A 26,658-nucleotide genomic window follows, 5' to 3' on the forward strand; every position below is an offset into this window, starting at 1 on the left:
AGCATGTTCCAATCGGCAAACCTCCTCTCCTCACGTTATGTACTTATCGTAACAGGAAGCAGAGGCGCGAATAAGGAACGGAATTGCCTACATCATAGAACGGATTTAACTTATATGTGCTGTGGTTCCTCTTGAGACTCCATTCGCTTTCGGTACACGCTTGGCGTTATTCCCGTCACCCGCTTGAATATTTTAATGAAATAATTATCATTGCTGAATCCAACGCTGCAACCAACATCGCTGACGGATAAATCGGACTCAGCCAAGAATACCTTTGCCTTCTCAACGCGATAGTGCTGTACGTAATTAATCAGATTTTCCCCGACCTTCGACTTAAACAATCGACTGACATAATGCTCCTCCATCGCCACATAGCGGGCCATCGATTTGAGCGTAATATTCTCATCGTAATTTTGCCGAATAAACCGGATGATTTTGTTTATCTCTTCATGGTCTGTCAGTTCTTCCTCGGACGCCGCCTTATGCTGCAAATACCGTTCGATTCGCTGCCAAAACAGCTCTTTCAGCCGCTGGGAAGATGCAGCTACCGTTAATTCTGCAGAAGGCAGTCCAGGATGATTAACGATCCGCGCAAAAAGGCGGTCCAACCTTACCGTCGTTTCTTTAACGAACGTAACCGGTATCGAGAGATCCTTCATTTCGTTCCATAGCAAATCAAGGATCGTCTTGCAAGCTTCCACTTTGCTCTGCTCGAAGATGAGCAGTAACTCCCTCTCGTGAGACCAAGATAAAGCGGAGAAGGGGTGGCTGGTTGAGGATGAAACCTTATGTCCGATTACGGCAGATGAAGCCATCGGTTGGCCAAAACGTGCATCAACGCTTACGAGGCCCGTCCGTCCGTCGTGCCAGCATCTGTCCAGCATGAGCAGTGCCTCGAACCAGACCTTGCCTAGCTCGGAGGCCGAGAACGGTTTGGCATACACTGCGGCGTACGAAGTATCGGATTCGCCAAATACAGGCGCTTTCCAAGCCATCGTACGGTCACTCCAGCCGAAGACGGTCGTAATACCGTCCAGCGTAAATGTTGACCATTCGGACGGGCCACTCATTGCGTCTGAACCAAGGAAACCAATTTTCCGTGCTTGCTCCATGCAATATTCCACGTTGTCGTGTAAAAAAGCACAAAAAAATACATGCTGCAATGAGAATGAAGGCATCGCCACCATCTCATCTTCCAAGCCCGGATGCCTACCCTCCCTAAGGTAAAAATGATCCCACAGCGAACGATACAAGTCGCGATACCGGTACAAGCTCTGCTTCTCTTGCAGCTCGCGAACTTCTGCTCGGCTCTCCAGCTCCCGCTTGATTTTATACAGCGCCGTTTCCAACGATTTCACATCCATGGAAAGTTTGAGCAAATACCCGGAAGCCCCATAATCGAGCGCTTGCCTCGCGAATTCAAAATCATTCATACAGGTCAACATCAGAAAACGGCAGTCCCATCCTCCTGTACGGGCTTCCTTTAGCAGCTCGATGCCATCCATCAGGGGCATGACGATATCCGTTATAATGAGATCCGGGTTGTACGACTTCATCAGTTCAAGGGCCTCCTGTCCGTTGCCCGCTTCGCCTACGAGTTCGAAGCCATGCTCCTGCCAATTAATTCTACCAACGATAGTTCTTCTAACTAATGGCTCGTCCTCAACGATGATCAGTTTCCACATGAAGATTCCCTCCTTTGCTATAAGGAACTGACATCAATAGAGGAAATCGCAGCCGTACCAATGCTCCATCCTCCAACTCTATCAATTGCAGCTCTGCATTTTTTTTGAACAGGAGCTCCAGCCGTTCCTTCACGTTCGTTAATCCGATGCCTTTGCGCACTCGCTTCTGCCTTACACGCTCCGCTTCCTGCAAGCCTTGTCCATTATCCTGAACCTCTACCACGACTGCGTCGTGCTGTTCATAGATGCGAACGACAATTAAGCCTCCACGATTCATTCTCGCGAATCCGTGTACGATTGCATTTTCCACAAGAGGCTGCAAGCTGAGCTTTGGAACGAGCACATACTGAAGCTTCTCTTCGTATTCGTAACGAAAGTCGAATAGATGGTCGAACCTAACATTTTGAATGTACAAATACGCATTGATCAGTTCGATTTCTTCCCTCAGATGGATCAGCTCCACTTCCGCATTCAGACTCGTTTCTAGCAGCTTCCCTAGTTGAATACATATTTCCGATGTAACATTATCTTCCCGATCGATCGCATGCCATTTCAACGTATTCAATGTGTTCAGCAGAAAGTGTGGCTTCATCTGGGCTAGCAGCATTTGGAACCGTACCGCTTCCTTCTGCCGTTCCTCCTGTTTCAATTGATGTACCAGTCCATTCGTATCTGTGACCATTTGATTGAAAGATTGTGCGAGCGCAAGTATTTCGCCACGGTAATTGTTCTCCGGCAAGGACGTTTTCAGCCTCATTTTCACCATGTTCTCCATTTTTTTCTTGAGCTGATGAAGCGGCCTTGTGATCGTGGATGAGACGAATAGGGTCAAGCCAATAAAAGCAGCCGTCAGCAGCAAGAAGGTGATAACCATGCGCCTTTCCAATAACTTCAAGTCGCCGAAATAAAAGCGAAGCGGAAACTCACCTATGATCTGCCATTTCTGTGGAGTTAACGTTATTGAGTTGTACAACATAGAATAACGTTCATCAATATAAGACAGGAGTTCCTGATTAGGGCTCTGCAGCAACTTACGGACGACTTCTGAGCTCATCCCGCTCATTTTCTCCGTCTGAGAGAGCAAGTTCCCCGCTTCATCGGCCAAATAATAGTTTTGTTGTACGGGGAAATCTTTGGCAATTCCTTTCATCCACGCCTCATAATCGAAACGGATTCGCACGACACCCACTAGCTTCCCCTGATTCTTGAGCGAACCCGTTAGCGTCAGCATATGGGCACTTCCACTAAGTCCTACGGGTAAATCGTTTCGGTCAGCGGACATCCAGCGATAGCTTTCTTTCGAGTTTGCCAACTCGCCAATAGCCTCGGCGTTCCAATCAAGCAGCCTTTCCCCTTGCGGCACATCGAAGGAATCGTAGTGATTGCCAGTCACGTCTGCCACCGACATATACAAAAAACGGCTTTGCGATAGATTACGGTTGCGCATTTTTTCGAGTACTTCGCGAATCTGCCTAGCGTTATCGTCGGTCGGAACGCTATCGCCGGCTTGCAGCGCTTCCATAACGGCAGGTTCTTTCTCCAATTGAACTAGGTGCAGGAACATTGCTTTCACCGTGTCGTTATAGTCCGTTTTCATAATGTTAAGTTGCGCGCCGAATTGCTCGCTAATTTTGTTTACGATCAGGTCCTCTGTCTGTCGGTAATAGTAGAGCTGCAAAATAAACAGTGGAATCAGAATCACGAGCACAAAGCTGAAGAATAATCGAAATTTTATTTTTTGCGGCAGCAGCTTGCGAAGAAGTTCCATCATTTCCAACATACACTCCCCAAAAAGTGGCATAATTCGCCTATCATAAAGGTAATGTTACAGCACTTTATTTATCATGAACAGGAACAGTTTTATCTTGCGAATGGAACATATTTAACGTGATTGGTTCGGTTCATCCGTAAATAAACGAAGACCCACTGCACCAACAGTGGGTCTTCGTTTATTTATTTTTGAAAGTTAGATGACTTCTTTCCTCCTATATAAATGTACGTATAAAATAAGCCCAGTTATTGCACATAAGGCTGCACACAATCCAATAAAACCGTAGCCAGCTTGAAGTCCACGAAGCAAGCTTGTAGGCGAATCCTCACCTACCGTGTGTTTGACGAGCCCTGTAATTCCGCCGATGAGATAATTGCCGATTACACTGCCTATACCCATCAACGTTACCGTGAACGTGATAACCGTATCGCTCCCCTTCGGATATCGCTTGGCGATAAAAGCCATCACTGTCGGATAAATCATCGCAATGCCTATACCAGATGCAGCAAACAAGAACGCGACGCTCTCACCACCAAGTATGGCGGCCAAGGTACATAAGGCCGAAAACCCAGAGGATATAATGAGGGATAGGACAAACCCTATCCGGTCTGTTAGTGGTCCAAGCAATAGCCTGGCCAATGCGAAACATAAGAAAAAGATCGACAACATGCCAGAAGCACTTACGGTATCCCAGTTATAAGCCTTCTCCAGGAAGTTAACGAGCCAACCGCCTACGGCCAATTCGGATACAACACCAAACGTAAGCACTAGCACCATTAACCATAGCACGCGGTCTTTCAACAAGGCTTTCAATGGAATACGATCTTCGTGTGAGATGTCATCTCCCGGGAATGTACTGAACAGCGTAATTATAATTGGGATCACAGACAATAGCAGCATCACCAGATACATCCCGCGCCAATCCAGTGTGTGCCCAGCAATCGTCACCGTCATAAGACCCGTTGCAATAAGTGGAGCGACTGTTGAACTTAAACCATAGAAACCATGGGTCATATTCATCATCATACCCGTATTCCTCACGAAAATCCGAGCGCTTAGAATAGCCAAGCCAATCTCCAACATCCCATTGCCGATATACATCAAGAAATACGATGCCGAGAACAACGTGTAATGATGGGAAAAATAGATAAGAATACCGGAAACCGCCATAGAGGCGAACGCGGCAACAGTAACCCATTTGATTCCCCATTTTTTGGTCAAAAACGCTGTAAAGGAACAGGCAATCAGATAACCCAGCGCATTCAAAGATAATAAAGTGCCAAGCTGGGATTCATCTAACATAAAATCGAATTGAATACGCGGTATTGCTGGTCCTTTTATATTTTCCGAAAACCCGAAGATCACAAATCCAATAAAAATAGTTGCCAACTGCATGGCGTAAATTTTATTGAACTTGCCTGCACTTTTTTTCATTTTTTTGAACTCCTAACTTGTTAACTTGCCTTGCCTTTTCTAGTTGAGTAATTTGGTCAATACCAAGTCAATTTGTTCTTCTTCTCCCATATAGAAAGAGTGGGCTCCTGTTTGAATAAACCCCATTTTCTTATAAAAAGCAATCGCCTTCTCATTCTCTTCCCAGACGCCTAACCAAACCCTCTTCATATCACATGCCATTGCCGTTTCTATCGCTGTATTTAGCAGATATTTGCCAAGTCCATGCCCTTGAAATTTGCCCTTTATATAGATTCGTTCGATCTCAAGGGAGTCGTCACCCATTGCTTCGGATTGAGCCTCATTGGTGTTGACCTTCAAATATCCAGCAACTTCATCGTTCATATAAATGAAAAAAAATTGCGATAAGGGATTCCATACTTCCTTTTCTAACTGTATGAGATTAAAAGCTTTATTCAGATAAGCATGTAGACTTTCGGATGTATTCTGATCCTTAAATGTCTCCGTAAATGTTTCAACACTAATTTCTTGAAGTTTACTTATATCGTCAAAGCTACACTTGTGTATATGTAGAGTCATCCATCATGTCACTCCTTTTTTATAATCAATATTCCCTCTTGTTTCCTTTTTTTACGTACTCCCAGTCTTTCACAACATTTTTTCTTACTCTTTGAAGAAGAGCATACATGGTTTCTACTTCGCCCTCTGAGAACCCGTCAAGTGCAACGCTATTCGAATAATCATGTTCACTTTTTATAAAAGGATACACATTTTCCCCTTTCTCTGTTGGAAAGAGCTTTTTAATTTTCTTGTTCAGAGTGTCATCTCGCTTGACAATGAACCCATTCATTTCGAGTTTTTGAATGGCGCGAGCCGCTGTTGTACGATCTACCTTGATCATTTCAGCCAACTTTTCTTGAATGATTCCTGGGCTTTCACATATTCGTACAAGGTACAAAAACTGTCCTTTTGTCAGATCATACTCTTTGAATTCGATATTGCTTATTGAATCTAATGCCCTGGCGATCATGCCAATCTCACGAAGGATTTCCTTCATTAGTAAGCTCCTTTTGTTGTAAGTGCAATATAATTGGTAGATCAATACTATCTCAATTTTATTGCATTTACAACAAAAATTCAGGGGTGAATTCACTATTCCACCTCATGTATTACCGGTATAACGTATGCAACCATCCCCCCTCCAAGAAACAAAAAAAGAAGTCATTTTACTGACTTCTCTTTACCTTCTGAGGGCATCGTTGGCTGTATGACGTTCTCTCTATAACCTTTGCCCCAATCATACATCATCTGTAGTAACGGCATCAGGCTTTGCCCATACACAGTCAGGGAATATTCCACTTTAGGAGGATTCTCCGCATACACTTCTCGGCATATAAGAAGATCCTCCTCCAGTTCGCGAAGTTGATTCGTTAACATTTTCTGAGTAATGCCCGGGATGAGCCGCTTTAATTCTCCGAAACGCTTCGTCCCTTCCAATCCCAGATGCCACATGATAATTAACTTCCACTTTCCTCCGATAACAGCCAGTGTTAGTTCTTTCTCACAATTAATCTCCTGTAAATTAATTCGTTCTTTGACTTCAAGTGCCATTCTGTTGCGGCCTCCTCTCTACATACTCATTATACCGTAGTTAGGAAGAAGCCTTCTACCTCATGACATTATTCTAGGTTTGCATGATTGGCATACATGCTGTTCGTATCCATCTCTAGCTTCTGCATGAGGCTTAAGATCACAACATCATAGAATAGCAGCAAGGTTTGCTCATATAGACTCCCCATGGGTTGCAAGGAGATTCCTGCATCCTGTTGATCTTTACGAGCTCCAGTCAGCTTAACCGTATAATCCGCAATTCGCCCAATCATCGAGTGAGCAGATAGCGTGATCAAGGCAACCTCCACTTGAAGCGCCGCGGCTTTTTGAGCGAAGGCAACAAGTAGCGGCGTCTCGCCAGAACCTGAGCCGATAACGAGGAGATCGCCGGTTTTTATCGCAGGTGTCACGGTTTCTCCAACAACATAGACGGGAATACCCAGCTGCATCAGTCGCATCGCAAACGCACGACCCATTAGTCCCGATCTTCCCGCTCCCGCTACATAAACCCGATTGGCTTTCATAATTCGCTCGGCAAGTTCTGTAACATCACCTTCATTAATTTGTTGAAAAGCATGATAGAGCTCGGCCGCTACGTGTGATGTTCCTGCCGTTGTATGAGGAATCATAAACTCACCCTGCCGCTTGAACCAAGCGCTTCATCTCCGCTGCCGCTGCTTGTCGATTCTCTTGGCCCGTAATGCCTCCCCCGACAATAACCAGATCAGGTCCTGCTTCAAGTACCTCCGGCAGCGTATTCAGCTTAATGCCTCCAGCGATAGCCGTTTTAGCATTTTTAACAACTCGCTTAATTGTAGCTAAATCTTCTAAAGAGTTTTTCCCATCCGCTTGGTGATCGTAACCGGAATGCACGCAAATATAGTCAACGCCTAATGCATCAATTTCTTGAGCCCGTTTGGCCATATCAAGGACATTGATCATATCGACCATAATCTGAGTTCCCTGCTTTCTAGCTTCAGCCACAGCGCCGCTGATCGTCGTATCGTCTGATACGCCAAGCACCGTAATGATGTCCGCTCCCGCCTCGGATGCCTTCATAACCTCATAACCGCCTGCGTCCATAATTTTCAGATCTGCCAGTACTTTCACATGAGGATAAGCGGCTTTCAATTCTTTGACCGCACGTAACCCTTCATTAATGATTACTGGTGTCCCAATTTCCACGACATCAACATAAGCCGCCACTTCATTAACAATCTCTTTCGCTCCTTGAATATCCACTAAATCTAAAGCCAGTTGCAGTTCCATGCGAATCTCTCCTTCTATTTGCAATTCTGGTGAATGCCATAGCCCCATTGTAGGGCCATGCTGCTTATCCGAAAAGTAGGCACTTCAATGTGCGTAGTTACTTGAAAGTAACTGCTATGACGAAGTCAATATCAAGGGTATCTTGCTCCGTGGCAATTCATTCTCCTCCCTATGCATTTACCGCGCAAAAGAAAAACCGAGCGAACTCAGGGATGTGACCTGGGTCCTACTCGGTTGTTTGACTTCTACCGTTTTGATTTAAACTATGGTGGAGCTATGTGGAATAGGACCACAGACTGATCGCTGCCAGACCAACTTACCCTCCTAAACTACTCCACTATTACGTAGCTTATACCACTTCTTTTCGTCTTATTGTCCAATAAAGCAGTTGCACACAAAGTGCAGATAGAACTATGATCACCGCAACTGCAGCAATTGGGTAAAGAACTGGCATACCAAATAAATTAATAGTTTGGAACGTAGCCAACAAATCATACACAACCATGACGTTCGTATAGCTGAATTCAATCAGCACGCCCAATGATCCCAAATTTACGGTGAAGACTTCTTCAAATGCGATGGGCAGGACGAACACAAAGCCGGATATTAGAAAAGATCGAAATGTATTTCTGCATAATGCAGAGATAAGTAATACGAACATAGCAAGTCCGAATGCACCTAATGTATGTATGCCAATCTGAACACCTATTAAGGATAGTATATCGTAATCGTAGGGGGAATCTCGATATCTTAACAGTTGCTGAATCGGTGATTTCCACCCACCTCCGCCAATCCAGTGCAGCGCATTGAAGACCACCCAAGTACCAATGACGAAGATAACGTAGATCAGTGAGGCTATTATTTTCGCCGTAACGACTCGCTTTCTCCCATACTTCGAGCTGAGCTGGAATTGATCCATTCCTGTGGCATACTCGTTTGAGAAAATTGATGCTAGACCTATAAGAATAAGTGCTCCGCTGATTAGAAAGCCAAATACTCTCACGAAGTCAATCATTTCGGAAGGTGCTCGGTTATAAGACAGTTCATTGATCTCTATCCCCTCGAGCATGCGGAGCTCAAGTCCAGTTCGACGCTGCTCATATGCAGCTTCAGCATCCGCCTCTTGCAGATGGAGGCGCTCGTTCAATACGCCAATACTCGCTTTACGATCTTCCTCCAGCGCACGAAAATCGCTTATATTCTCATAAAAACTTTGCATCTTTTGTTCTTCCCGTGTCAGCGGTATTCCCTCATTAACACGACTCATCAAGGCTAAATGGGCTGCTTCCGCTCGTTCATATTTTTCTTCGGTTAACTGTCCTTCCCATTCCTTATAATAAGGGAAATTACTACTTGTTTTCTGCAAGTTCAAACTAACCGCTATAAGTCCAAGCAACATAATAAGTGTGATGTAGATACTTTTTTGCTGAAAAATTTTATATAATTCAAATGTTAGTAATGACTTCATCTCACTTCACCGCCTCCTCGTCAAAATAGTACAGGTATAAATCCTCAAGGTTCGGTATAGCCTCTACTGCACGTGGATCTGGCTTATTCTCAGATAATATTCGTACTTCGAGATGATCATTCTTTCTGTTCATATTGCTTACTTTATACTTTGCTTGAAGCACGTTGATCTCACTCGGCTCTACAAGAACAGTCCACACCTTACCCTGTAACCGCCCTAGCAGCAGCTGCGGCTGCGCCTTCTCAATGAGTATGCCCCGCTTCAAAATTAACAGTTCCTTGGCAATATACTCAATGTCGGACACGATATGTGTTGACAACAGTACAATCCTATCGCTTGCAATGGCAGACAATAGATTGCGGAAGCGGATACGTTCCTTCGGATCCAATCCGGCAGTAGGCTCATCAACAATAATAATTTTGGGATCGTTCAACAACGCCTGCGCGATCCCAACCCGCTGTTTCATTCCGCCGGACAACTTGCCAACCTTCACACGCTTCTCATTTGTCAATTGAACGTCCTCTAGCAGTTTCTCCACCCTCACATGCGCTTCGTTCTTCTCGATCCCTTTAAGCGCTGCGATGTAGAAGAGGAATTTCTCAACCGTGAAGTTTTTGTAGTAGCCCATATGCTGTGGCAAATAGCCGAGTACATCGCGATACTGATCATTCAACAGTTCAATGTCCACACCGTCCAGAAGCACTCTGCCAGCGCTTGGCTTGACGACTGCGGCGAGTATACGCATAAGCGTTGTTTTTCCGGATCCGTTAGCACCCAAGAATCCGTACACTCCCTCTGTTAATTCGCAGGATACGTTATCTAGCGCCTGCTTCCTTCCGTATTGCTTGCTTACCCTTTCAATGCATAATTTCATCGATTTGACCTCTCCTCAGCCGTTTAATCTGTATGATTAGTAATGTAATCGCAAGTACAGATATTGCTCCACATATCATTGGAGACAGAATATCAGATTTTTGTTTAAATTCCATAGCGGTTATAAAACCCGAAGCAGTAAATAACCATACAACGATCGCTACGGGTGCTATTACTTGACCTCTCATCCGACTGGCTAAAGCAAACCCAATACTAGCTGTCACTGTTAATGGTGTGGCCCAATATATAACTAGCTTCGACAGCAAGAGCGGTTCCCCGAATGCGCTGAAAATAGCGATTAATACGAAACATAATAGTACATTGTAGGCTCCGACAACGGTCAGCTTCATCAGCATTAATTGCTGTCCCGAATATTTACAAGACATCTCTAACTCAAGCAGTCCTTCATCGCGTCCTCTGAATATTTCCAGAAGTCCCAGCAAAAACGGCACTGGCGAGACCATCAGCATAATCATATACGGATCACCTTTCCACAGACCCCAAGCCAGAAGTCCGCAGCTGAAGAAAAGGGCATTCAAAATCCAGAAGAACGGGCGAATATGGAGCTGTCTCAAGCGAAGAGGAAAGAAGGGAACACGCTGCTTAGCTGGTTTATCAACATAAGCTCTTAGCACATCAATTGTTTGTGCAATGGCCTCGTCATTAGGATATTCAACGGTATAATCAATTAACAGCAATCGTAATTCTTGATCCACATCATCAAGTTCATTCCATTCACTAGATTGCTTGTTAGTTTTGTTGTTGTTCATAGTCATCCCTCCTCAGCAGTTTGTTCAGTTTGTCTAGCCCTTGCCTAAGCCTTCCCTTTACTGTATTTTCATTGGCTCCTGTAATGTCGGATATTTCTCGAATTTTCAAATCATGATAATATTTCAGAAGAATAGCTTCACTTTGAACATCCGGCAGTGCTTGTATAGCCTGTCGCAATTGCTTCCGCGTTTCTTTCCTTTCGAAGATATAAGGCACCGATTCCTCATTGTTCTGTTCGTGATATTCCTCAAACTCCGTTGCTGTCAAACTTTGACGGTATGCTGCCGAGCGATAATAATCCCTGCAACAATTAATCGCGATCGTATAGAGCCAACTATGGAACGAGACTTTTCTTGAATAAGTAGGAAGACCTCGCATCATCTTCACAAATACGTCCTGCGTCAAATCATACGCTGTATGGGGACTTCCTGTCTTGCGATATAAATAAGCATAAATCTGCTTGTAATAGTGTTTCGTCAGCACCTCCATAGCTGCTTCGCTACCAGCTCTTATTTCCATAATCAACTGCTCATCAGTCGGCAATTCGATCACCTCGTTAAGTAGAACGGTACAGGTATAAAAAAAGTTGTATGGTTGGGACAAATGTATGTAACATTGATAAAGAAAAACAAAAAAAACCTTGACTTAACAAGGTTTAACTTCAAGTAATTACATTCAGTTAAGCTATTAATTTCAATCCTACGGCAGCACTTAACACCATCGCAATAAACACGATTCTTTTCCAATTCTTAGATTCCCCATAGAACAGCATCCCAACGATTGCACCTCCAACCGTCCCAATCCCTGTCCAAACTGCATAAGCGGTACCCATCGGCAAGCTTTTCATCGCTTGGCTTAGAAATGTAAAACTCAGCACAATCCCTACGATAAATATAGCAAAGCTACGAATATTCTTCGCTTTATTAATTTGATTCATTCCGACAACACCGACAACTTCAAACATTCCAGCAAATATGAGAAAAAACCAACCCATTAGACCGCAGCTCCTTTCTCACCATTTGTCACAAATTTCAATCCAAATACACCGGATAATAGAAGTAAAATGAGGAATACTTTAAGAAACTGGAAAGGTTCTCCGAAAAATAGCATTTCCACAATAACGGTTCCCGCTGTCCCCATACCTGTAAAGACGGCATATACAGTTCCAACCGGCAATTTGGTAGACGCACTAATAACGAGATGAAATGAAATATATATGGCAATGACCGTAGCGATCCACGTCCATGTCGTATCCGAATGTTTTAAACCTGTCACCCATATCACTTCAAAAATGACACCAACGAAAATATAAATCCAATACCGATTCATGTGTACAAACCTCCTGCTGATTTACTTTTTGATACCGCGCCAAAAGACGAACCAGGAAGATTCAATCCTTTTCATCGAACGGGCAGATCCTCCGAATAGCAATTCCACAAACATGCCATCCAAGACGGCTGAGAAAGCAACTGTGGCCGTATCGCTGCTAACTTCCGGGCTAATGATTTCATTGTCCAAAGCTTGCTCAAATAGGGGCATTATCATGGTTTCAATCGTATCTAGATACCCATAACCTTGCTTAACGATCTCATCATAGAGATGGGACGGCGGGAAAAAGGCCACGCGCAAGAAAAATTTGGTGTTATCATCTTGTTCATAGCGATCTTGATATTGGATTAGAAAATCATAAAGAAGTTTATCTACGGATAGATGCTTATTGTTAGCGAGATACGTTTGAACGAAGAGCAATTCTTTCGCTAGCACCTCATCAAATAGCGCAAGAAATAGTTCATCTTTCCCTTTGAAATGTGTGTAAATGGACTGTTTTTTGATCCCTACATCCTTAGCGATATCAGCAAGTGATGCACCTTCATAGCCATTCTTAGCAAAATGTGTTCGCGCTACTTCTTTGATTCGTGTTGCGGTCATGCCATCACCCTTCCGAACGTTCGTCAGGTAATAATAGCACGTTATCTTTCTCAGGGCAACCTGCGAATGCCGTCATCACGTAGAAATCGTGGGATTCGAAAAAGAGATCATCGGCTTGTTCGCATGCTTTTCCAATTATTGAATACATATGTAAGTATTCGATGATCAGGAGGACACACGTCATGTCACAACACGGGCAATCGTTCATGAAAGGTACGTTCGTCTTGTCAGTCGCTGCTTTCATCAACCGTATTCTCGGTTTCATCAGCGGCATGTATATCGCTCGCGTACTCGGCGCAGAGGGAATCGGCATCTTGATGATGGCTCATCCCCTCGTTCCGCTCGTCATTACGATTACGGAGTTAGGGCTCCCAGTGGCCATTAGTAAATTGGTCGCAGAAGCCAACGCTCGCGGCGAACGGATGAAAGTGAGGCGCATCCTGCATGTCTCACTCGCTGTCACGAGCTTCTTGAGCATAGCCCTCACGACCCTATCGTTACTCGGTTCGGAGTGGATCGCCTCCATTCTCCTAAGTGACCAACGCGCCTATTACGCGATGTTGGCCATAACCCCGATCGCACCGATTGTTGCTGTCTCCGCTGTATTAAAAGGATATTTCCGCGGCATGCAGCAAATGAAGACCATTGCCGCTTCCGATGTGCTGGAGCATACCGTCCAAATCGCCTGCGTACTGGCGCTGGTTCACCTCTTGCTCCCTTATGGCATCGCTTATGCAGCTGCCGGGGCCATGGCTGCCTCTGTGGTCAGCGAGGTGTTCAGCCTGATGTTCCTTGCGGCAAGCTACAAGATTTACGGCGAATCGAAAAAACCTGGCGAGACGTGGGCAAGCCACCTGAAACAAGGAAGGGGCACGCTCGGCGAGCTGCTGCAGATCGGCCTGCCGACAACAGGTCATGGAATCATTCATTCGTTGTACAGCACTTTCCAACCGCTGCTTATCACAACCAGCTTAGCGCTGGCCGGCATCGGCACAGCGCTAGCGACGAAGCAATTCGGAATGTTGGCTGGCTATGCCTTTCCGTTGCTGTTCATGCCAAGCTTTATCACGCAGTCCTTGTCCACAGCGCTCATTCCTGCCATTGGCGAGGCCGCAGCGAACAAGAATAGTCTTCTCATTCATGAGCGGATGAATCAAGCGATGATCCTAGGACTCCTAATCGGTGCGCCAGCAACCGTCATCCTATACGTGTGGGCGACGCCACTAACAACACTCGTCTATCATGCACCAGAAGCAGGGGTGCTTCTACAAATCCTGGCGCCAATGTTTTTCCTGCATTATTTCGACGCACCACTTCACGCCATTCTACTTGGGCTCGGCCGCGCGAAAGCAACGCTGTGGAATTACGTCGTAGCCACTTTATTCAAGAGCGTCGCCATTTTTGTTTTCGGCAGCCAATATGGCATTATTGGCGTTGCGTACGGCATCGGTATCGGCATTGTGATCCAAACACTGCTAAACTTCTTTTCCATCTCAAGCTCAATCGGATTTTATTGGAGTATACGACCCTATGTCAAAGTTGCGATCTCCATGATCCTGATGATGCTTTGCGGAAACTGGACGTATCACTATTTGATCAGCAGTGGGATGTCACCGATATGGTGCGTCGTCACCTCGATCGTTTGTTCCTTGTTTCTCTACTTCGCTGCGCTCGTATTGACGGGTACGCTGAACAGTAAACATACACGCAATCGATTTTCGATCCCGTGGTAGGGTATCACATAATTCATCTCGTTAATGAAAGATATAGCCCGCAACTCCCCTCCAAAATTAGGGGGTTTGCGGGTTTATTTATACTCTGCCATTAGCGGACAACGAGCCGAGAAGCGCTCATCCCAAAAAAATCCAAAATACATGATTCAATTATATAAAGACGGTTTACATATGTTTTATAAAGCTTAAACAAATCATACAAAATAGGAGAGTGGTTCAAATGAAATTACTTAAAACAAAATTGGCAGTGCTTCTTGCAGCTTCGTGTTTGATGGTTCCGAGTGTGATTAACGCCGCAACTGATACTGAAGAAGCGTCATACTACACGTATGAGAATGGTGTTGTTCACACACTTGTTAATGGATTTTTGGTACCTGGTCGTTACTTAAATGTTGATGAAGATACAGTTGCCGTATACATCCCAGGAGGCGTAGGCATTATTGCAGTCGATAAGGATACTGTCTTACCTTGGGGTTCCGTAGTTCTAGAATAGGGTCATCCATGTTGCACAAAAAGCATCGAGCCTTCGCTCGATGCTTTTTGCACAATTAAGTGGGAATCTCCCAATACACCACTACACGCCAAAAAAGCGATGGATCGCTCCAACGCTTCAACTTTCTTCTCACTAGACCTACTTTGGTAACATTAAGTAACCGTTATTATCCTTCTATTAATCGGCCGTGGAAGTCTTTTAACTCCCTCCGTTCCGATAAAAGAACCTATCATTGCGATTATCGTACTCGAGGCGACCATATCTACAACATAATACATCACTGTTCCAAGAAGGATATCCAATAGAATAACTCTTTTTATTGTGGAACCTTTTACTGTGTAAAAAAAGATTATTTGTTTATCTTTTATCTTCATAAGCGCCATCACCTTCATCCTTTTTAATAAGGTATGAATAGGGTGGATTGTCTCATTATAGCGATCCTGAAATATTGTATATGCCTTGGTATTTGCCATTACATGGGTAAGAGGCTGCCCCAAAGTGCAGCCTCTTTACCTTAGCTATTGATTCAAAATTTCATCGGCATACCTCTGCCCGAGCAGCCTTTGGCTCGATGCGTTAAAGTGTGATCCGTCACCGATCGATACCGTACCCGCATTAGAAACCCAATAAGAATCGGAAATGTACTGTGGAATCGTCGTAATCATCTGGTTAAAATCCGCGCTTTTTGTAGGCAGTAATTGGCCCGCAACGAAAGGTACAGATGCACTGCCCAAATCGGTTCTCAAATCGCCGACCAACTGCTGAAGGCTGCTCATGTAGGTGCTGTTCGCCTTGGACTGATCTGATTCCCCCTGATGCCAGATAATCCCTTTCAACGTCCCCGTCTTCATCGCTTCCTTCGTCCTTCTGACAGCTTCCTCGTACAGTCCTGTTCCTGCACCTTTTTGCCATTCGGCGATACTGGTCCCGCCTCTAGCATTGGAAATAATGCCAACCGTTAGCTGCGGGTTGCTCAGCGTAATCGCCTTGGCAAAGCTACTAGCGACGTTCAAACCGTTCACTTTGGTGCTCTCTTCAACGGACGAATACCGGTTGAACCCTTGCGTTGTTGTTAGGGAAGTGCGGTTCGTCACAAGACCAGGTTTCGCCTCCTCCCATTGATTCAAGCCGTTAAACAAGTACGCTCGACTGATCACCGGCAAATCTTGTGATTCTACCGGCGCCCTGCCGGACATATTCGACTGCCCGATGAACAGGTACAGGTGAAAGTCTGCTTTGGCCGCTGTGACGGTTTGCGCCGCTCCCCCGTATAGGCCCGTATGCACAATCATGCTTCCGTTCTGACTAGAAGGTGGGCTTGCAGCGTTATACACCTCAAGTTCATATAAACCAAACGCATAGACAGCATTAGGCGTTGTAATCCGAATATAACGAGCGGTTAAATTATCTACGGCAATCGTAGTCTCACGGTTATTCGTTCCCGTATTTGTGAACGTATGCGTATAGACTTGATTCCAGTCCGTCTGATTATCCGAGATGTCCACGATCAGCTGGACTGCTTTTTGCTTATATTCGGTCAACACAATTGTATTGAATAGCTGCTGGCTGCCCAGATCCAATGTCACCTGTGCCGACAAGGACGCCGGGCTGCCATCTGCGTAGCTTCTCCACATCGTGGCGGCATCGCCATCCGTTATGTTGGCAGCCATATTGGTGCTGAAGGTGCCGCCCTGATTGATCGTGACCGTTTTCCCCAACGCCAGATTGCCTCCGTAAACTTCAAGCTCGTAAATACCGAATGCATAAAGGGCATTAGGGGCTGAAATCCGGATATATCTCGCCGATTGATTTCCCAGTTGCATGTCGGTAACCCGGTTGGTGGAACCCGTCGCGGTGAACGAGTTCGTATAAACTTGCGCCCACTGCGTATTGTCGACCGATACATCTACCGTCAGTTGAACGGCTTTCTGCTTGTACTCAGTCAGCACAATCTTGTTAAATGACTGTACGCTGCCAAGGTCAAGCGTAACCTGTGCCATAAGTGTGACGGGTGTACCAACGTCATACGACCTCCACATCGTGGCGGAATCCCCATCGGTCATCAAGCTGGCCGAGGTGCTGCCCAGTGTGCCGCCTTGGTTAATTGTAGCGGATTTGCCTAGCGCCAGATTCGTGCCCGCAGCTTGCGCACTCCCCGAAAGTCCGGGTGCGAGTGGTAGTATCCCCAAACTTAAGATAACAAGTAATGCAGTACGTAAAAGCTTTCTGATCATTCGTACCTCCGTTCCGAAGTGTTTGTTCACTTCATTAAACCTATCATTCTGCAACCTTAATGCTCCGATAATTCCTTTGATTCAGCTCAACCTTCGCTTGCTTCTTTAACTGCTCAATCTGCTGCTCAAACCATTGGTCAGTCCATTCACGAAGAATTACGTCCTTGACCTTGTCGAAAGGGAGAGAATGTTTATCCGTTTTACTGACAAGCTGAATGACTGTTGTATAATTGGCAAAATCAATGTGAAGCGCCTCTCCCTTTTGCAGCTGCAGTGCCGCCTTCAATAAACGTTCCTCCACATCAGACCGATCCTCCGTTCCGGCTCCTCCAAGTAGAATACCCTCCCCGTCTGCCCGACGTTTCAACACATACGGCGAAAGCTCGCTCCGCACTAGCGAGAACGAAACGCCACCAGTCAGCATAGACACTGCATCCACAGCTCGATTCCCGTCACCCAGCGGAAAAGACATGACATTCACAGTTACTTCATCAGGCATCCGGTACAGATTATCTTTGTGCTCCTCGTACAACTGTTTTAACTCGTCTTCTGTGGGGCCCCCTCCGCCTTCCAGCAGCTTTTCCTTTAGCTTAATCACCAAGTTAGAATGTATATAATCATAAAAGCTCCATTCGCTGTACTGGGTAGGCCCGTAGATCGGGCTACCGGTTTGCAGCAACGCCTTGCGTCGCTCGTTCTCCTCCCGAAGGCGCTGCAGAAATTGCCCGTAATCTGCCGATACCTCCAGTCCATTGCTTTGCGCAAGCTGCTGCTGAACCCGATATTCGGTCATCTGGTTCAGCGCTGCTTGCTTGGCATAATCAGCCGGTGTCACGCCCTCATAGGCGGTTGTCCAGAACGTTTCGTTAACGGCGGCGTTGTACTGTTTCTTATAATATTGGACGGTCTGCGATCGCTGCTGGGATAGAAGCAAGGCAAACTCTCTGCGGTCCACCGGCGAATTGTTGATGCGTCCCAGACTATCGTCCTGAAAGCCTGACAGAACCGCCACTGTCACCACGGCTCCAATAAGCAGCACACTGGCCAAGAGCCAGCTTGCAAGTTGCTTTTTTACCCGTTGTTTACCTTTCATCGCTTTCTTCTCCCTCTTCAACCGCATATCTTCCAAAGTCAATTATCACTGCTTAGTAAGCACAACGTAGTCAAACGACAGAATATAGTCCGAACTGCCCGCATTTTTCCCAGTTACCGTAAATTTCAGCCCTTTATCTCCAGCTTGGTTATAGGTTACGTTGCCAATATTCAGCTCAACTACGGAAGAGGTCGCCGAATACAAATCTTGCTCCGTACCGATGGGGCTCCCCGCTCCCGACAGCTGGAATTTACCGCGATCGTTCAGCCTCTTCACGCCTACCTTCACGTTATAGGTGCCGGGCTGCGGGATATTGATTCCATAGATGACATTATCGCCAACCCCGTCAGATGAAAATTTGGTACACCGCCCTCCGCTGCAAGCCGTATCCGCAAAGGAAATATGTCTCTCACCTGTACTACCGGACAGCAACAGATCTTCTGTCTGGCGTGTAAAACTGCTGTATGTCACCCCAGCTCCCCCGTATGCTCCGCGATTAGGTGCAGCAGTCGCCGATACTGTATTGCCCCAGTAATCTTTGCCTCCATTGCCTGAAATTACTTTCCCACTTCCAATCGCCGCCGATCCGGCAAGCAGTTTGTAGCCATCCACTGCGTTAAGACCGATACCTCCCGTTCCAGGTCCGACAAGCAGGGGATCCGAAGTGAGCTTATGCGTATCCACTGTTGATGAAGGTTCACTCGCTGGATGCTGTCCGTAGAACGTATTCGAGTCAAGTGAACGCGTCGTCCCGCTGGAGGCAAACACATAGGAAGCCGTGGAGCTATTGTTGTAGATAAGGTTGTTGTCAAAAGAGTACGTATGCGCATTTGCCGGGTTTTCCCTAATAATCGTTGGCGACAGTCCCGAGCCGATAAAGAACGTGTTGTTATAGATCGAAGCTCCTGTAAACGCGTAGTTAATGTAGACCAGATTGCCCTTGTCGTTCTGGCTGATGTTGTAGCGGACAATCAGACCGCTGTCCTCCGGATCGGTACAAAACCAGATCAGTCCATGATTATTATCATGGCTATAACTGTACTGCCACACCGTGCCCGGACTTCTCAGGTCGGGATCGTACATGTTGCCGTCGACTCCCGGACTCCTGTTCAAGTATCCTTCATTGTATTGAAGTACCGTATTTCTAGAGCTTCTTGTAAACATCGTATTTCCCGTCGTCCCTGTCGCCGTATCATGAGCGACGTTGTACTCGACGACCCCCCCGTCTGCAAGCCGGACAATCATCGCATTCTTGGAAATGTTGTAGATCGTGTTGCTGCGGATAGCGAGTTTCGCGTATTTGACGTTATTCCAGCCGGACTCCCCAGGGTAATACTCGTCTGCGCTGAAGTCGATCGCCGAGTTATTTGTTACGATACCTTGATTCTTCACGTCGTGAATCACATTATTCTCAATCACGATATCATTAAACTGCGTCATCTCCGATTGGCCTTCGAAATAGATGGCAGCCGTCTTCTTGTTCGTGAGTGTACCTCCTACCGAACCTTCAATGTCGTGAATAATATTGTTTCGGATATAAAAATGATTGGTGGTCCCGGAGGTATCAGCTATGACTTCGATCCCTCTACGATCTCCCTCCGCCAACGCATCATTGCTAATATCAAGATTATTGATTTCCCAGTACTGTTGATTGGAGAAAAACACAACACCCTGCCCCGTCATTCCGTTACCGTCGATAATCGGTTTGTTTCCCGTACCGTACATATCGATCGAAATTGCGCCTCCAGCCGCACTTCCCGATCCGCCCGGATGCAGCTGACCCGTCCATATGCCGCCGGCTTTGAACAAAATTTTATCACCCGGCTGGAAAGTGACGCTGTTGACCTTGGTTAGTGACTTCCAAGCCGTTGCAATGCTTGTGCCATTCCCGCTGTCATCTGGTCTGGCATCATCTACGTAAAAGGTCGTGCCTGCCGCTTCGGCCGGCTTAGGGATGGACAGGGCTCCTGCCAATGTTACGAAAGATAAGGATAGGCTAAGTACCAGATGGGTCCATAAACGGTGTTTGAACATGAACAAATAACCTCCTCAGCGATTATCAAAACCATTGCGCTCCATCTCCTCGCAAGATGATAGCGCTATCAAAAATATTCACGAACCACCACCCTCCTCTAAAATTCGGGTAACAGATATTCGCCTTGCCGCCAGTTTTTGCAGCACGGACCCGGTTAGCCCCATCATAGCGATAGCCGGAATCTTATGTAAATCTTCGATTTTTTGGGGGCATTGTTTTCTTGCAATCCCTACGAAAGCCGGTTCTACGCAAATTTGCAAAGCCGTTCAAAAATAAAGAGACGCGGTGGTTCAGGCCAATGACAGCATAAAAGTGATTTGTATGTACTGCCGGACGGCCGACCAGTAGGAGACACGCTTACAATTACTAACATAAATAAGAAAACCGTCAGGGAGTTCATCCTGACGGTTTTCTTACATCAATACTACTGTACTCTTTTTCACGAATCTATCTGCGTTTAATAGATAACTCACTTAGCGCAAACTCATTTTGAAGGAAAGCTAGAATAGACTGAATCGAACGTTGTTGTGCCTCTGACGTAATACCATAGCTGAATCCATGCTTCACGCCCGGCAAAGCGACCACCTCTGCACGTGAGCCCGCTTCCATCAGCTTCTCGGCAAAAGCGCGCACCTCCGCCAAAGGTGTCGTCTTATCCTCATCTCCCTGCATGATGATAAATGGCGGCGCATCTTCCGATATGCGGTCGATTGGTGATCCTTCGCGATACCGCTCGGGAGCTTCCGATTCGGGCACAGCCATAAACTTCAAGATGAACTCCCTGTCGACATGCAGCGTCGTCACTGGACAGTAAAGGGCTACCGCGTTCGGACGTGTATCCGTCATCACCAACTCTGCCGTTTGTCCAAGCTTATCGTCCGGCTGAATCAACGCCAGCATGGCGGCCAAGTAGCCGCCGGCTGACGATCCGGCTGACGCTATTTTCGCCGGATTGAAACCTAATTCGTTCGCGTGAACGCGCATATACTGCATCGCCAACCTCGCATCCTCCAAGGCGGCGGGATACGGCTTCTCTGTGCTCAGCCGATACTTCATCGACGCACAGACGAAGCCATGCTCCACAAACCAGGCTGCGACATCACGGAACTGCTCCTTGTCTCCTTTGGCCCATCCACCGCCATGAATGAACAGAATAGCAGCGCCATTCTTGTTCTCCTCTGGCAGGTACAAATCCAACACACGCGTCTCCGGCAATTCTGTGCAATAACTGACATTATACTGTACTGGCATGCCTTTCACCTCAGGTCAACGTAATAATCTTGCTTCTACCCCTGTTGCTTTACTCATCTGCTTCTACCTTACATCCTAAGCAAGCATTCGGAATTTCCCCGGCGTAATGCCTTCGTATTTCTTGAAGGTCGTAATGAAAGAGGTTGCGGAAATAAAACCGACTCGCCCCGCAACCTCCTCCATGTTCAACTCGGTTTCCTTTAGCAATTCCTTGGCTTTATTCAACCTGACCCTGGCGACATAATCGACGAACTTCTCCGACGTGTAGTCCTTGAAGATACGGCTGAAATGGCCCATCGACATGCCAAGCTGGCGCGCGAACTGCTCCAGCCCGAGATTCTCCGCGTAGTGTTCGTGAATATACGATGTTACCTGCTCCAGCAGCAACGAACGTTTCTCATTGCTCTCCGCTTCAGCCAGCATCGTCCCGCAAGCCTCAGAGAAGACGAGCTTAAACTCTTCCAGTTCAACACACATAGACAACTGCTCAAGCAGAGCCGGATACGTCTCCAAATTGACTTCGACACCAGTCGCCATGCTTCCTTCCCGGATAAAAGCGTTAAGCATATCCCGAGCGAGCTCCTTCGTCTCCTTCAGCGTATACTGCTTCCTGACACTGTCGTCCAGCAACTCACAGCAATAACGGACAAGACCAGGACGATCCATGGTCTTGACCAGATTAGTAATCCTGCTTAGCTCTTGCTGGGTCAAACAGCCGTCAAACGAGCTTCGCTCGTGCTTCAAGCCTTCGCCCGTCAAGATATGCTCCAGCTGCGATACCGGCTTGTTCTCTAACAGCTCTGCCGCTCGGCAGTACGATTCGTACAACTGCTCAGGCTCCAAAGCGACTGCCCCAACGGAGATGGCGCTGCGGAAATAGACCGCGAACGGCTGCAAGATCGCCTGGATGAGCTGCGCTTCCTCTTCGCCGCTTCCCCCTTCCGGCATCAGCCGAATAACGCAGACAAGCTGAGTTTCCGTCGGCTGCGTGAACCAGATTCGTCCGTGTAAGGCGGCCGCGATTTTGCTTCGCAGCTCCGTGCTATGCAGTGTCTTCTCGCTGACGCTCGTCGTCCGATGCGTGTTCACATCATAGAGTAGCTCGATAATCAGCACGCATTTGGGTGCGTTTTCATACAAATTAAAGCCAATCTCTTTCGCATACTGCTGAACGAGATAGGGATTTCTCCACTCCCCGGTCACAATCTTCCCGACAAAATGCTCATGAATAATCGGCTCTACGGCCCGTAGCGTGACCTCCATCTCACTGCTTCGATTCAGTAAATGATTGGACCATTTCGAGATCATGTGCAGCTCATCTTGAGTTCCGTCCGGCGCGTCCTGCTTATATTCGGGCATAAGCTCGAACTTCGATTTGATGCGATAAATCGGCGACGCCATCCGGCGGCTTAAGAAACCTGAGACCACCATTCCGATGACCGTGAAGCCAAGCAAAAACCAAATCGATGCCGTCCGCATAAGATTCGCGGATTTACGCAGCTCATCCAGCTCCGTTAGCGTCACGTAGTACCAATTGTTTAATCGCGAGCTGACGTAAGATACATGAACTTTCGTTCCGTCTAGCTCAACAATGCCTGAGCCGTGTCCGTTCACAGTCAACAGACTCTCTACCTGCAGGACGCTCTCCTCCGAATAGCCCGGCGTCATCGCGATAACAGAATGATTGGCCACGTCCAGAATGGCCGTTTCTTTGCCAAGATCAGCTTCCAGCGTAATGTCAGACTGCAGCGACTGTCCTTGAAGATCTGCAACCAGATACACCTCCGGTGTGTCAGAGGCGATCGGATAGCTCATCAATAGACTGACGGCTGGATAAGAGGCTGCCACCTCTCGGTTCAGAATATCATATCGCTGAATATTCAGCTTAGGGGTGAACGTCATCCGATGTTTACCGGTGAACAACTTTATTAGTTCCTCTGCGGGCAACCCCTTATACACATGGCGATAAGTGAAGAACGTGTCTTTAGGCGACACGCCGTTTTTATCGATGATAAGCTGTTGTTCCGGAAAATATAGAAAGGCATGGCTGAGCTGATAGGCGTTCTCGATTGTAGTTAGCTCCCGATAGATTTCTTTAATTGTATCTACCCGCTCTACCTGGTCAACCGATTGCGGACTTGCTCCGTATTCGCTGAACTTGCTGACGAAGTAGGATCCTGCCAGCTGAACCATATCTTCTCGCAGGTTGAACAGCATTTTGTCCGTGCTCTGCGAGAAGCTTTGCAGCATTAGGAGGTCCGACTTCTCGACTTCGCTGTCCATCATGCTTACCATATACGTATAAATCAGGAAACATGCGGAAATGGCAGGCAGTAGGATCAAAATGATGTAGCTCGAGAAATATTTCCAGAATATCCGGCCTTTTCTCTTTTTCCACATGTTCCGGGTTCCTCTCGTTCCTAGACACCCCTTTGAATAAAGTGCCTATTTCTTCAACGCTCTTTGCAACTGCTCGTTATACATCTTGATTAGGTCATCGCTTCCAAGCTTTTTGCACTGGGCGATAAAATCAGTCAAAGCAGCGTCCGTAATTGCCGTTTTCCCCATAACGAACTCAGTCAGCTTCTGTTCGATATATTTCTCGAGGCTCGGAAGCTTCGACTTCTCTAGGCTCAGTTCAGCTTCTGTCGCAACAACAGAGGGAGAAGGATCCAATGCCGACTTGGCGTTCATCGCTTCGAGCTCCTGCAACTTCTTCGTCATCGGAGGCTCAGCGTCTCTGCCTTTGTTCACGTAGTTCAGCAGTGGGAAATTGTTATACCGGACGCCATATTCCGTCTTCAACTTGGACTGGATGGCCGTCGGAATCGTCCCAAACGCCGGCAAATACTGCGCCTTACCATTAACTTTCTCGTAAGTAACGCCCTCTGCACCCAACATGTAAATATCGGAGCCTTCGTCACTGTAGAGATAATCGAAGAATTGTACAGCAACTTCCGGATTTTTAATATTAGCGGATAGCGCAACAGATACAGGTGCGTTCACTTTAGCTTTGATTAGTTGGAATGGTCTCATCCCAGGAGCCGCCACAGGCGTCATGCCAACCATGTTGTATTTCGCATTCGGATCAGCTTTCACAGCTGCGTCGGTAAAAATATCAATTCGGCCTTTGTTGTAATAGGTCATAAAGGAAGTGCCTGACTGCACTCGCTGCTCCCAGTTCTGCGTTTTCATGATGGCAAATTCCTGATCCAGTAGCCCTTCCGTATACAGCTTGTTCAAGTATGTCAGCATGCTTTTGTACTGCGGGTGGTTTGGTGCGAATTCATATTTCTTATTAAAAGGGTTATAGCCCAGCGCAGAAGTCGTTTCGGTAAACATGGTCGTAAACACGTTAAACAAACTTGGAACATTGGCGCCAGCGGCCGCAGCATTCTGTGTAATAAGTGGGAATGATTTCGGATACTTCTCCTTCATTGCCTTCAGTATGCGATACAGATCGTCCGTATTCTTCGGCGCTTGCAGGCCAAGCTCCTTCATAATGTCCTCGCGTACCATCCAGGAATAACTCAACCAATTCGGCTCACTCAAGCCTGGCAGCGAATAAATTCCGCCGTCCCCTGCCGTCGTAACAGCCGCAATGTCCGGAATTTCGGACATCAGTTTCTTCACATTGGGCATCAACCCTTTGTCAATGTAAGGCTTCAGATTCAAAAACACTTTATCAGGACCTGCTTTGAGCGCATCCGTCTCGTTCACCAGGGAAAAGTCAGGCACGTTATTGGTTGCGATAAGCAGCTTCTTCTTCTCTTCATAGCCGGTTGATGGGACAGGCTCGAACTGGATGTTTACATTCGTTTTCTTAGCTAGCTCTTTCAGAACGAGCCAGTCATTCTTGACGGGAATATCCGCCACCTCGCGGATTAGGAATTTGTACGTCACTGGTGTGCTGCTAAGCGGTAAACTCAGTCCTCCAGTCCGGGGATTGCTCTGTGCACTCGGAGTCGCTGCAGCTTCCTTCTTCGGAGTTGCTTCCTTGGTATCTGTACAACCTGCGAGCAGTGTAACGGTTGCGGCAACGGCGGTGACGCCTGCCAGCCATTTAATTGTTTTGACCATTTTTACATAGACCTCCCATAATCGATTATATGCCAATTTAAGCCCCGCTTCAGTAGTTTCTACCCTTTAATGCCGCCTATCATGCTCCCTTGTACGAAATACTTCTGGATAAAAGGGTACACAAGTAAGATCGGCAGCGTCGCGAAGATGATCGTGGAGTACTTCACTGTCTCCAGAATGTACACATCGGCGTCCTGGTTGCCTGACACCTGCGAAGCTGCGGAACTTGAAATGACGATATTGCGCAAATGAATCTGCAAGGGGTACATTTGTTTATCGGACAAATAGATAAGCGCTTCGAAGAAAGAGTTCCACTGGCCAACAGCCGTGAATAACGCTACGGTCGCCATAATCGGCGCAGACAAAGGAAGCACAACCCGGAACAATACGCCCAGCGCACTGCAGCCATCCATTGTAGCTGCATCCTCCAGCTCATCTGGAATTCCCTCGAAGAACGTTCGCATCAGAAATAAGTACCAGGTACTGATTAAGGATGGAATAATCAACGCCCACGTCGTATTGATCAGACCGAGTTGCTTTACAACAAGAAACGTCGGGATGAGTCCTCCGTTGAACAGCATTGTGAAGGCGATAAGCAACATAATCGTGCGCCTGCCAACCAGCCTCTTTTTAGCTAGCGGATAAGCCAGCATGGCGGTGAAGATAAGGGTAAGCAACGTCTGCAATACCGTGTATTTAACGGTGTTGTAGTAGCTGATCCAGATATAGGGATCCTTAGCGACGAGCCGATATGCTTCCAGCGTGATTTGCTTGGGGAACATGATCACTTCCCCTTTGACAACTAGACTTGGATTGCTGATGGAAGCCGAGAACACGTAGAGAAACGGGTATACCATCAGCATCATCAGTGCGATCATTAACAGCACGTTACATACATCAAAAAGCTTAGAGCCATAACTCGTCTTCATTCTCATTGCTTCACCCCTCC

Annotated in this window: 25 protein-coding genes; 2 read left to right on the forward strand and 23 right to left on the reverse strand. The window is 46.7% G+C overall.

Going from position 1 to position 26,658, the window contains the following annotated elements; genetic code table 11:
- Positions 1-110: 110 nt before the first annotated feature.
- The 16 genes from A8708_RS12005 to A8708_RS36090 all read right to left on the reverse strand — a co-directional run bounded on the left by A8708_RS12005 (position 111) and on the right by A8708_RS36090 (position 12,938).
- The gene (locus A8708_RS12005; protein WP_068663705.1) at positions 111-1,685 is read right to left on the reverse strand and encodes a response regulator; all 1,575 of its coding nucleotides are present in this window, start codon (positions 1,683-1,685) and stop codon (positions 111-113) included.
- Positions 1,663-3,456 carry a sensor histidine kinase gene (locus A8708_RS12010; protein WP_068663706.1) on the reverse strand — a complete coding sequence of 598 codons (1,794 nt, stop codon included), beginning with the start codon at positions 3,454-3,456 and terminating at the stop codon, positions 1,663-1,665. The genes A8708_RS12005 and A8708_RS12010 overlap by 23 nt, the downstream gene beginning before the upstream one ends.
- 195 nt (positions 3,457-3,651) lie before the next feature.
- A complete protein-coding gene (locus A8708_RS12015) occupies positions 3,652-4,890 on the reverse strand; it encodes an MFS transporter (protein WP_068663707.1) in 1,239 nt (412 codons plus the stop codon).
- Positions 4,891-4,929: 39 nt separating this feature from the next.
- The gene (locus A8708_RS12020) at positions 4,930-5,448 is read right to left on the reverse strand and encodes a GNAT family N-acetyltransferase (protein WP_068663708.1); all 519 of its coding nucleotides are present in this window, start codon (positions 5,446-5,448) and stop codon (positions 4,930-4,932) included.
- Positions 5,449-5,473: 25 nt separating this feature from the next.
- On the reverse strand, positions 5,474-5,926 hold the full coding sequence (locus tag A8708_RS12025; protein WP_068663709.1) for a MarR family winged helix-turn-helix transcriptional regulator: 453 nt from the start codon (positions 5,924-5,926) through the stop codon (positions 5,474-5,476).
- Between the two features lie 164 nt (positions 5,927-6,090).
- The gene (locus A8708_RS12030) at positions 6,091-6,480 is read right to left on the reverse strand and encodes a winged helix-turn-helix transcriptional regulator (protein WP_068663710.1); all 390 of its coding nucleotides are present in this window, start codon (positions 6,478-6,480) and stop codon (positions 6,091-6,093) included.
- Between the two features lie 68 nt (positions 6,481-6,548).
- Positions 6,549-7,109 carry a 6-phospho-3-hexuloisomerase gene (hxlB, locus tag A8708_RS12035; protein ID WP_068663711.1) on the reverse strand — a complete coding sequence of 187 codons (561 nt, stop codon included), beginning with the start codon at positions 7,107-7,109 and terminating at the stop codon, positions 6,549-6,551.
- A gap of 4 nt (positions 7,110-7,113) precedes the next feature.
- Entirely contained in the window at positions 7,114-7,749 is a 636-nt protein-coding gene (hxlA, locus tag A8708_RS12040) for a 3-hexulose-6-phosphate synthase (RefSeq protein ID WP_068663712.1), read from the reverse strand.
- A 349-nt stretch (positions 7,750-8,098) separates the two neighbouring features.
- Complete coding sequence (locus tag A8708_RS12045) at positions 8,099-9,217, reverse strand: ABC transporter permease (protein WP_068663713.1); 1,119 nt, start codon at positions 9,215-9,217, stop codon at positions 8,099-8,101.
- A 1-nt stretch (position 9,218) separates the two neighbouring features.
- Complete coding sequence (locus tag A8708_RS12050) at positions 9,219-10,091, reverse strand: ABC transporter ATP-binding protein (protein ID WP_068663714.1); 873 nt, start codon at positions 10,089-10,091, stop codon at positions 9,219-9,221.
- Positions 10,075-10,860, reverse strand: coding sequence for a hypothetical protein (locus A8708_RS12055; RefSeq protein WP_068663715.1), 786 nt, complete (start codon positions 10,858-10,860; stop codon positions 10,075-10,077). The genes A8708_RS12050 and A8708_RS12055 overlap by 17 nt, the downstream gene beginning before the upstream one ends.
- Positions 10,841-11,404 (reverse strand): RNA polymerase sigma factor, encoded by a 564-nt coding sequence (locus A8708_RS12060; RefSeq protein ID WP_068663716.1) that lies wholly within the window; start codon positions 11,402-11,404, stop codon positions 10,841-10,843. The genes A8708_RS12055 and A8708_RS12060 overlap by 20 nt, the downstream gene beginning before the upstream one ends.
- Positions 11,405-11,540: 136 nt before the next feature.
- Positions 11,541-11,855, reverse strand: coding sequence for a DMT family transporter (locus A8708_RS12065; RefSeq protein WP_068663717.1), 315 nt, complete (start codon positions 11,853-11,855; stop codon positions 11,541-11,543).
- On the reverse strand, positions 11,855-12,190 hold the full coding sequence (locus A8708_RS12070; RefSeq protein WP_068663718.1) for a DMT family transporter: 336 nt from the start codon (positions 12,188-12,190) through the stop codon (positions 11,855-11,857). Before A8708_RS12070 ends, A8708_RS12065 begins: the two co-directional genes overlap by 1 nt.
- Positions 12,191-12,211: 21 nt before the next feature.
- On the reverse strand, positions 12,212-12,790 hold the full coding sequence (locus A8708_RS12075; protein ID WP_068663719.1) for a TetR/AcrR family transcriptional regulator: 579 nt from the start codon (positions 12,788-12,790) through the stop codon (positions 12,212-12,214).
- Positions 12,791-12,794: 4 nt separating this feature from the next.
- Positions 12,795-12,938, reverse strand: a complete 144-nt coding sequence (locus A8708_RS36090; protein ID WP_204787522.1) for a hypothetical protein — start codon at positions 12,936-12,938, stop codon at positions 12,795-12,797.
- Between the two features lie 34 nt (positions 12,939-12,972).
- Here A8708_RS36090 and spoVB point away from each other — a divergent pair, with 34 nt between their 5' ends.
- Both spoVB and A8708_RS12085 read left to right on the forward strand, forming a co-directional pair.
- Entirely contained in the window at positions 12,973-14,523 is a 1,551-nt protein-coding gene (spoVB, locus tag A8708_RS12080) for a stage V sporulation protein B (RefSeq protein WP_068663720.1), read from the forward strand.
- Positions 14,524-14,743: 220 nt separating this feature from the next.
- Positions 14,744-15,016: a hypothetical protein gene (locus tag A8708_RS12085; protein WP_068663721.1), complete on the forward strand. Its 273-nt coding sequence runs from the start codon at positions 14,744-14,746 to the stop codon at positions 15,014-15,016.
- A gap of 518 nt (positions 15,017-15,534) precedes the next feature.
- Here A8708_RS12085 and A8708_RS12095 read toward each other — a convergent pair.
- The 7 genes from A8708_RS12095 to A8708_RS12125 all read right to left on the reverse strand — a co-directional run bounded on the left by A8708_RS12095 (position 15,535) and on the right by A8708_RS12125 (position 26,644).
- Positions 15,535-17,250 carry a sialate O-acetylesterase gene (locus A8708_RS12095; RefSeq protein WP_068663722.1) on the reverse strand — a complete coding sequence of 572 codons (1,716 nt, stop codon included), beginning with the start codon at positions 17,248-17,250 and terminating at the stop codon, positions 15,535-15,537.
- A gap of 43 nt (positions 17,251-17,293) precedes the next feature.
- Positions 17,294-18,343 carry a peptidyl-prolyl cis-trans isomerase gene (locus A8708_RS12100; protein ID WP_068663723.1) on the reverse strand — a complete coding sequence of 350 codons (1,050 nt, stop codon included), beginning with the start codon at positions 18,341-18,343 and terminating at the stop codon, positions 17,294-17,296.
- Between the two features lie 45 nt (positions 18,344-18,388).
- Positions 18,389-20,377, reverse strand: a complete 1,989-nt coding sequence (locus A8708_RS12105) for a hypothetical protein (protein WP_068663724.1) — start codon at positions 20,375-20,377, stop codon at positions 18,389-18,391.
- 448 nt (positions 20,378-20,825) lie between these two features.
- Positions 20,826-21,629 carry an alpha/beta hydrolase gene (locus tag A8708_RS12110; RefSeq protein ID WP_068663725.1) on the reverse strand — a complete coding sequence of 268 codons (804 nt, stop codon included), beginning with the start codon at positions 21,627-21,629 and terminating at the stop codon, positions 20,826-20,828.
- 75 nt (positions 21,630-21,704) lie between these two features.
- A complete protein-coding gene (locus tag A8708_RS12115) occupies positions 21,705-24,029 on the reverse strand; it encodes a helix-turn-helix transcriptional regulator (RefSeq protein ID WP_068663726.1) in 2,325 nt (774 codons plus the stop codon).
- Positions 24,030-24,074: 45 nt separating this feature from the next.
- The gene (locus A8708_RS12120) at positions 24,075-25,709 is read right to left on the reverse strand and encodes an extracellular solute-binding protein (protein WP_068663727.1); all 1,635 of its coding nucleotides are present in this window, start codon (positions 25,707-25,709) and stop codon (positions 24,075-24,077) included.
- A gap of 59 nt (positions 25,710-25,768) precedes the next feature.
- Entirely contained in the window at positions 25,769-26,644 is an 876-nt protein-coding gene (locus A8708_RS12125; protein WP_068663728.1) for a carbohydrate ABC transporter permease, read from the reverse strand.
- Between the last annotated feature and the right edge of the window lie 14 nt (positions 26,645-26,658).

This window comes from Paenibacillus oryzisoli (genome assembly GCF_001653565.1).
Classification (GTDB): domain Bacteria; phylum Bacillota; class Bacilli; order Paenibacillales; family NBRC-103111; genus Paenibacillus_E; species Paenibacillus_E oryzisoli.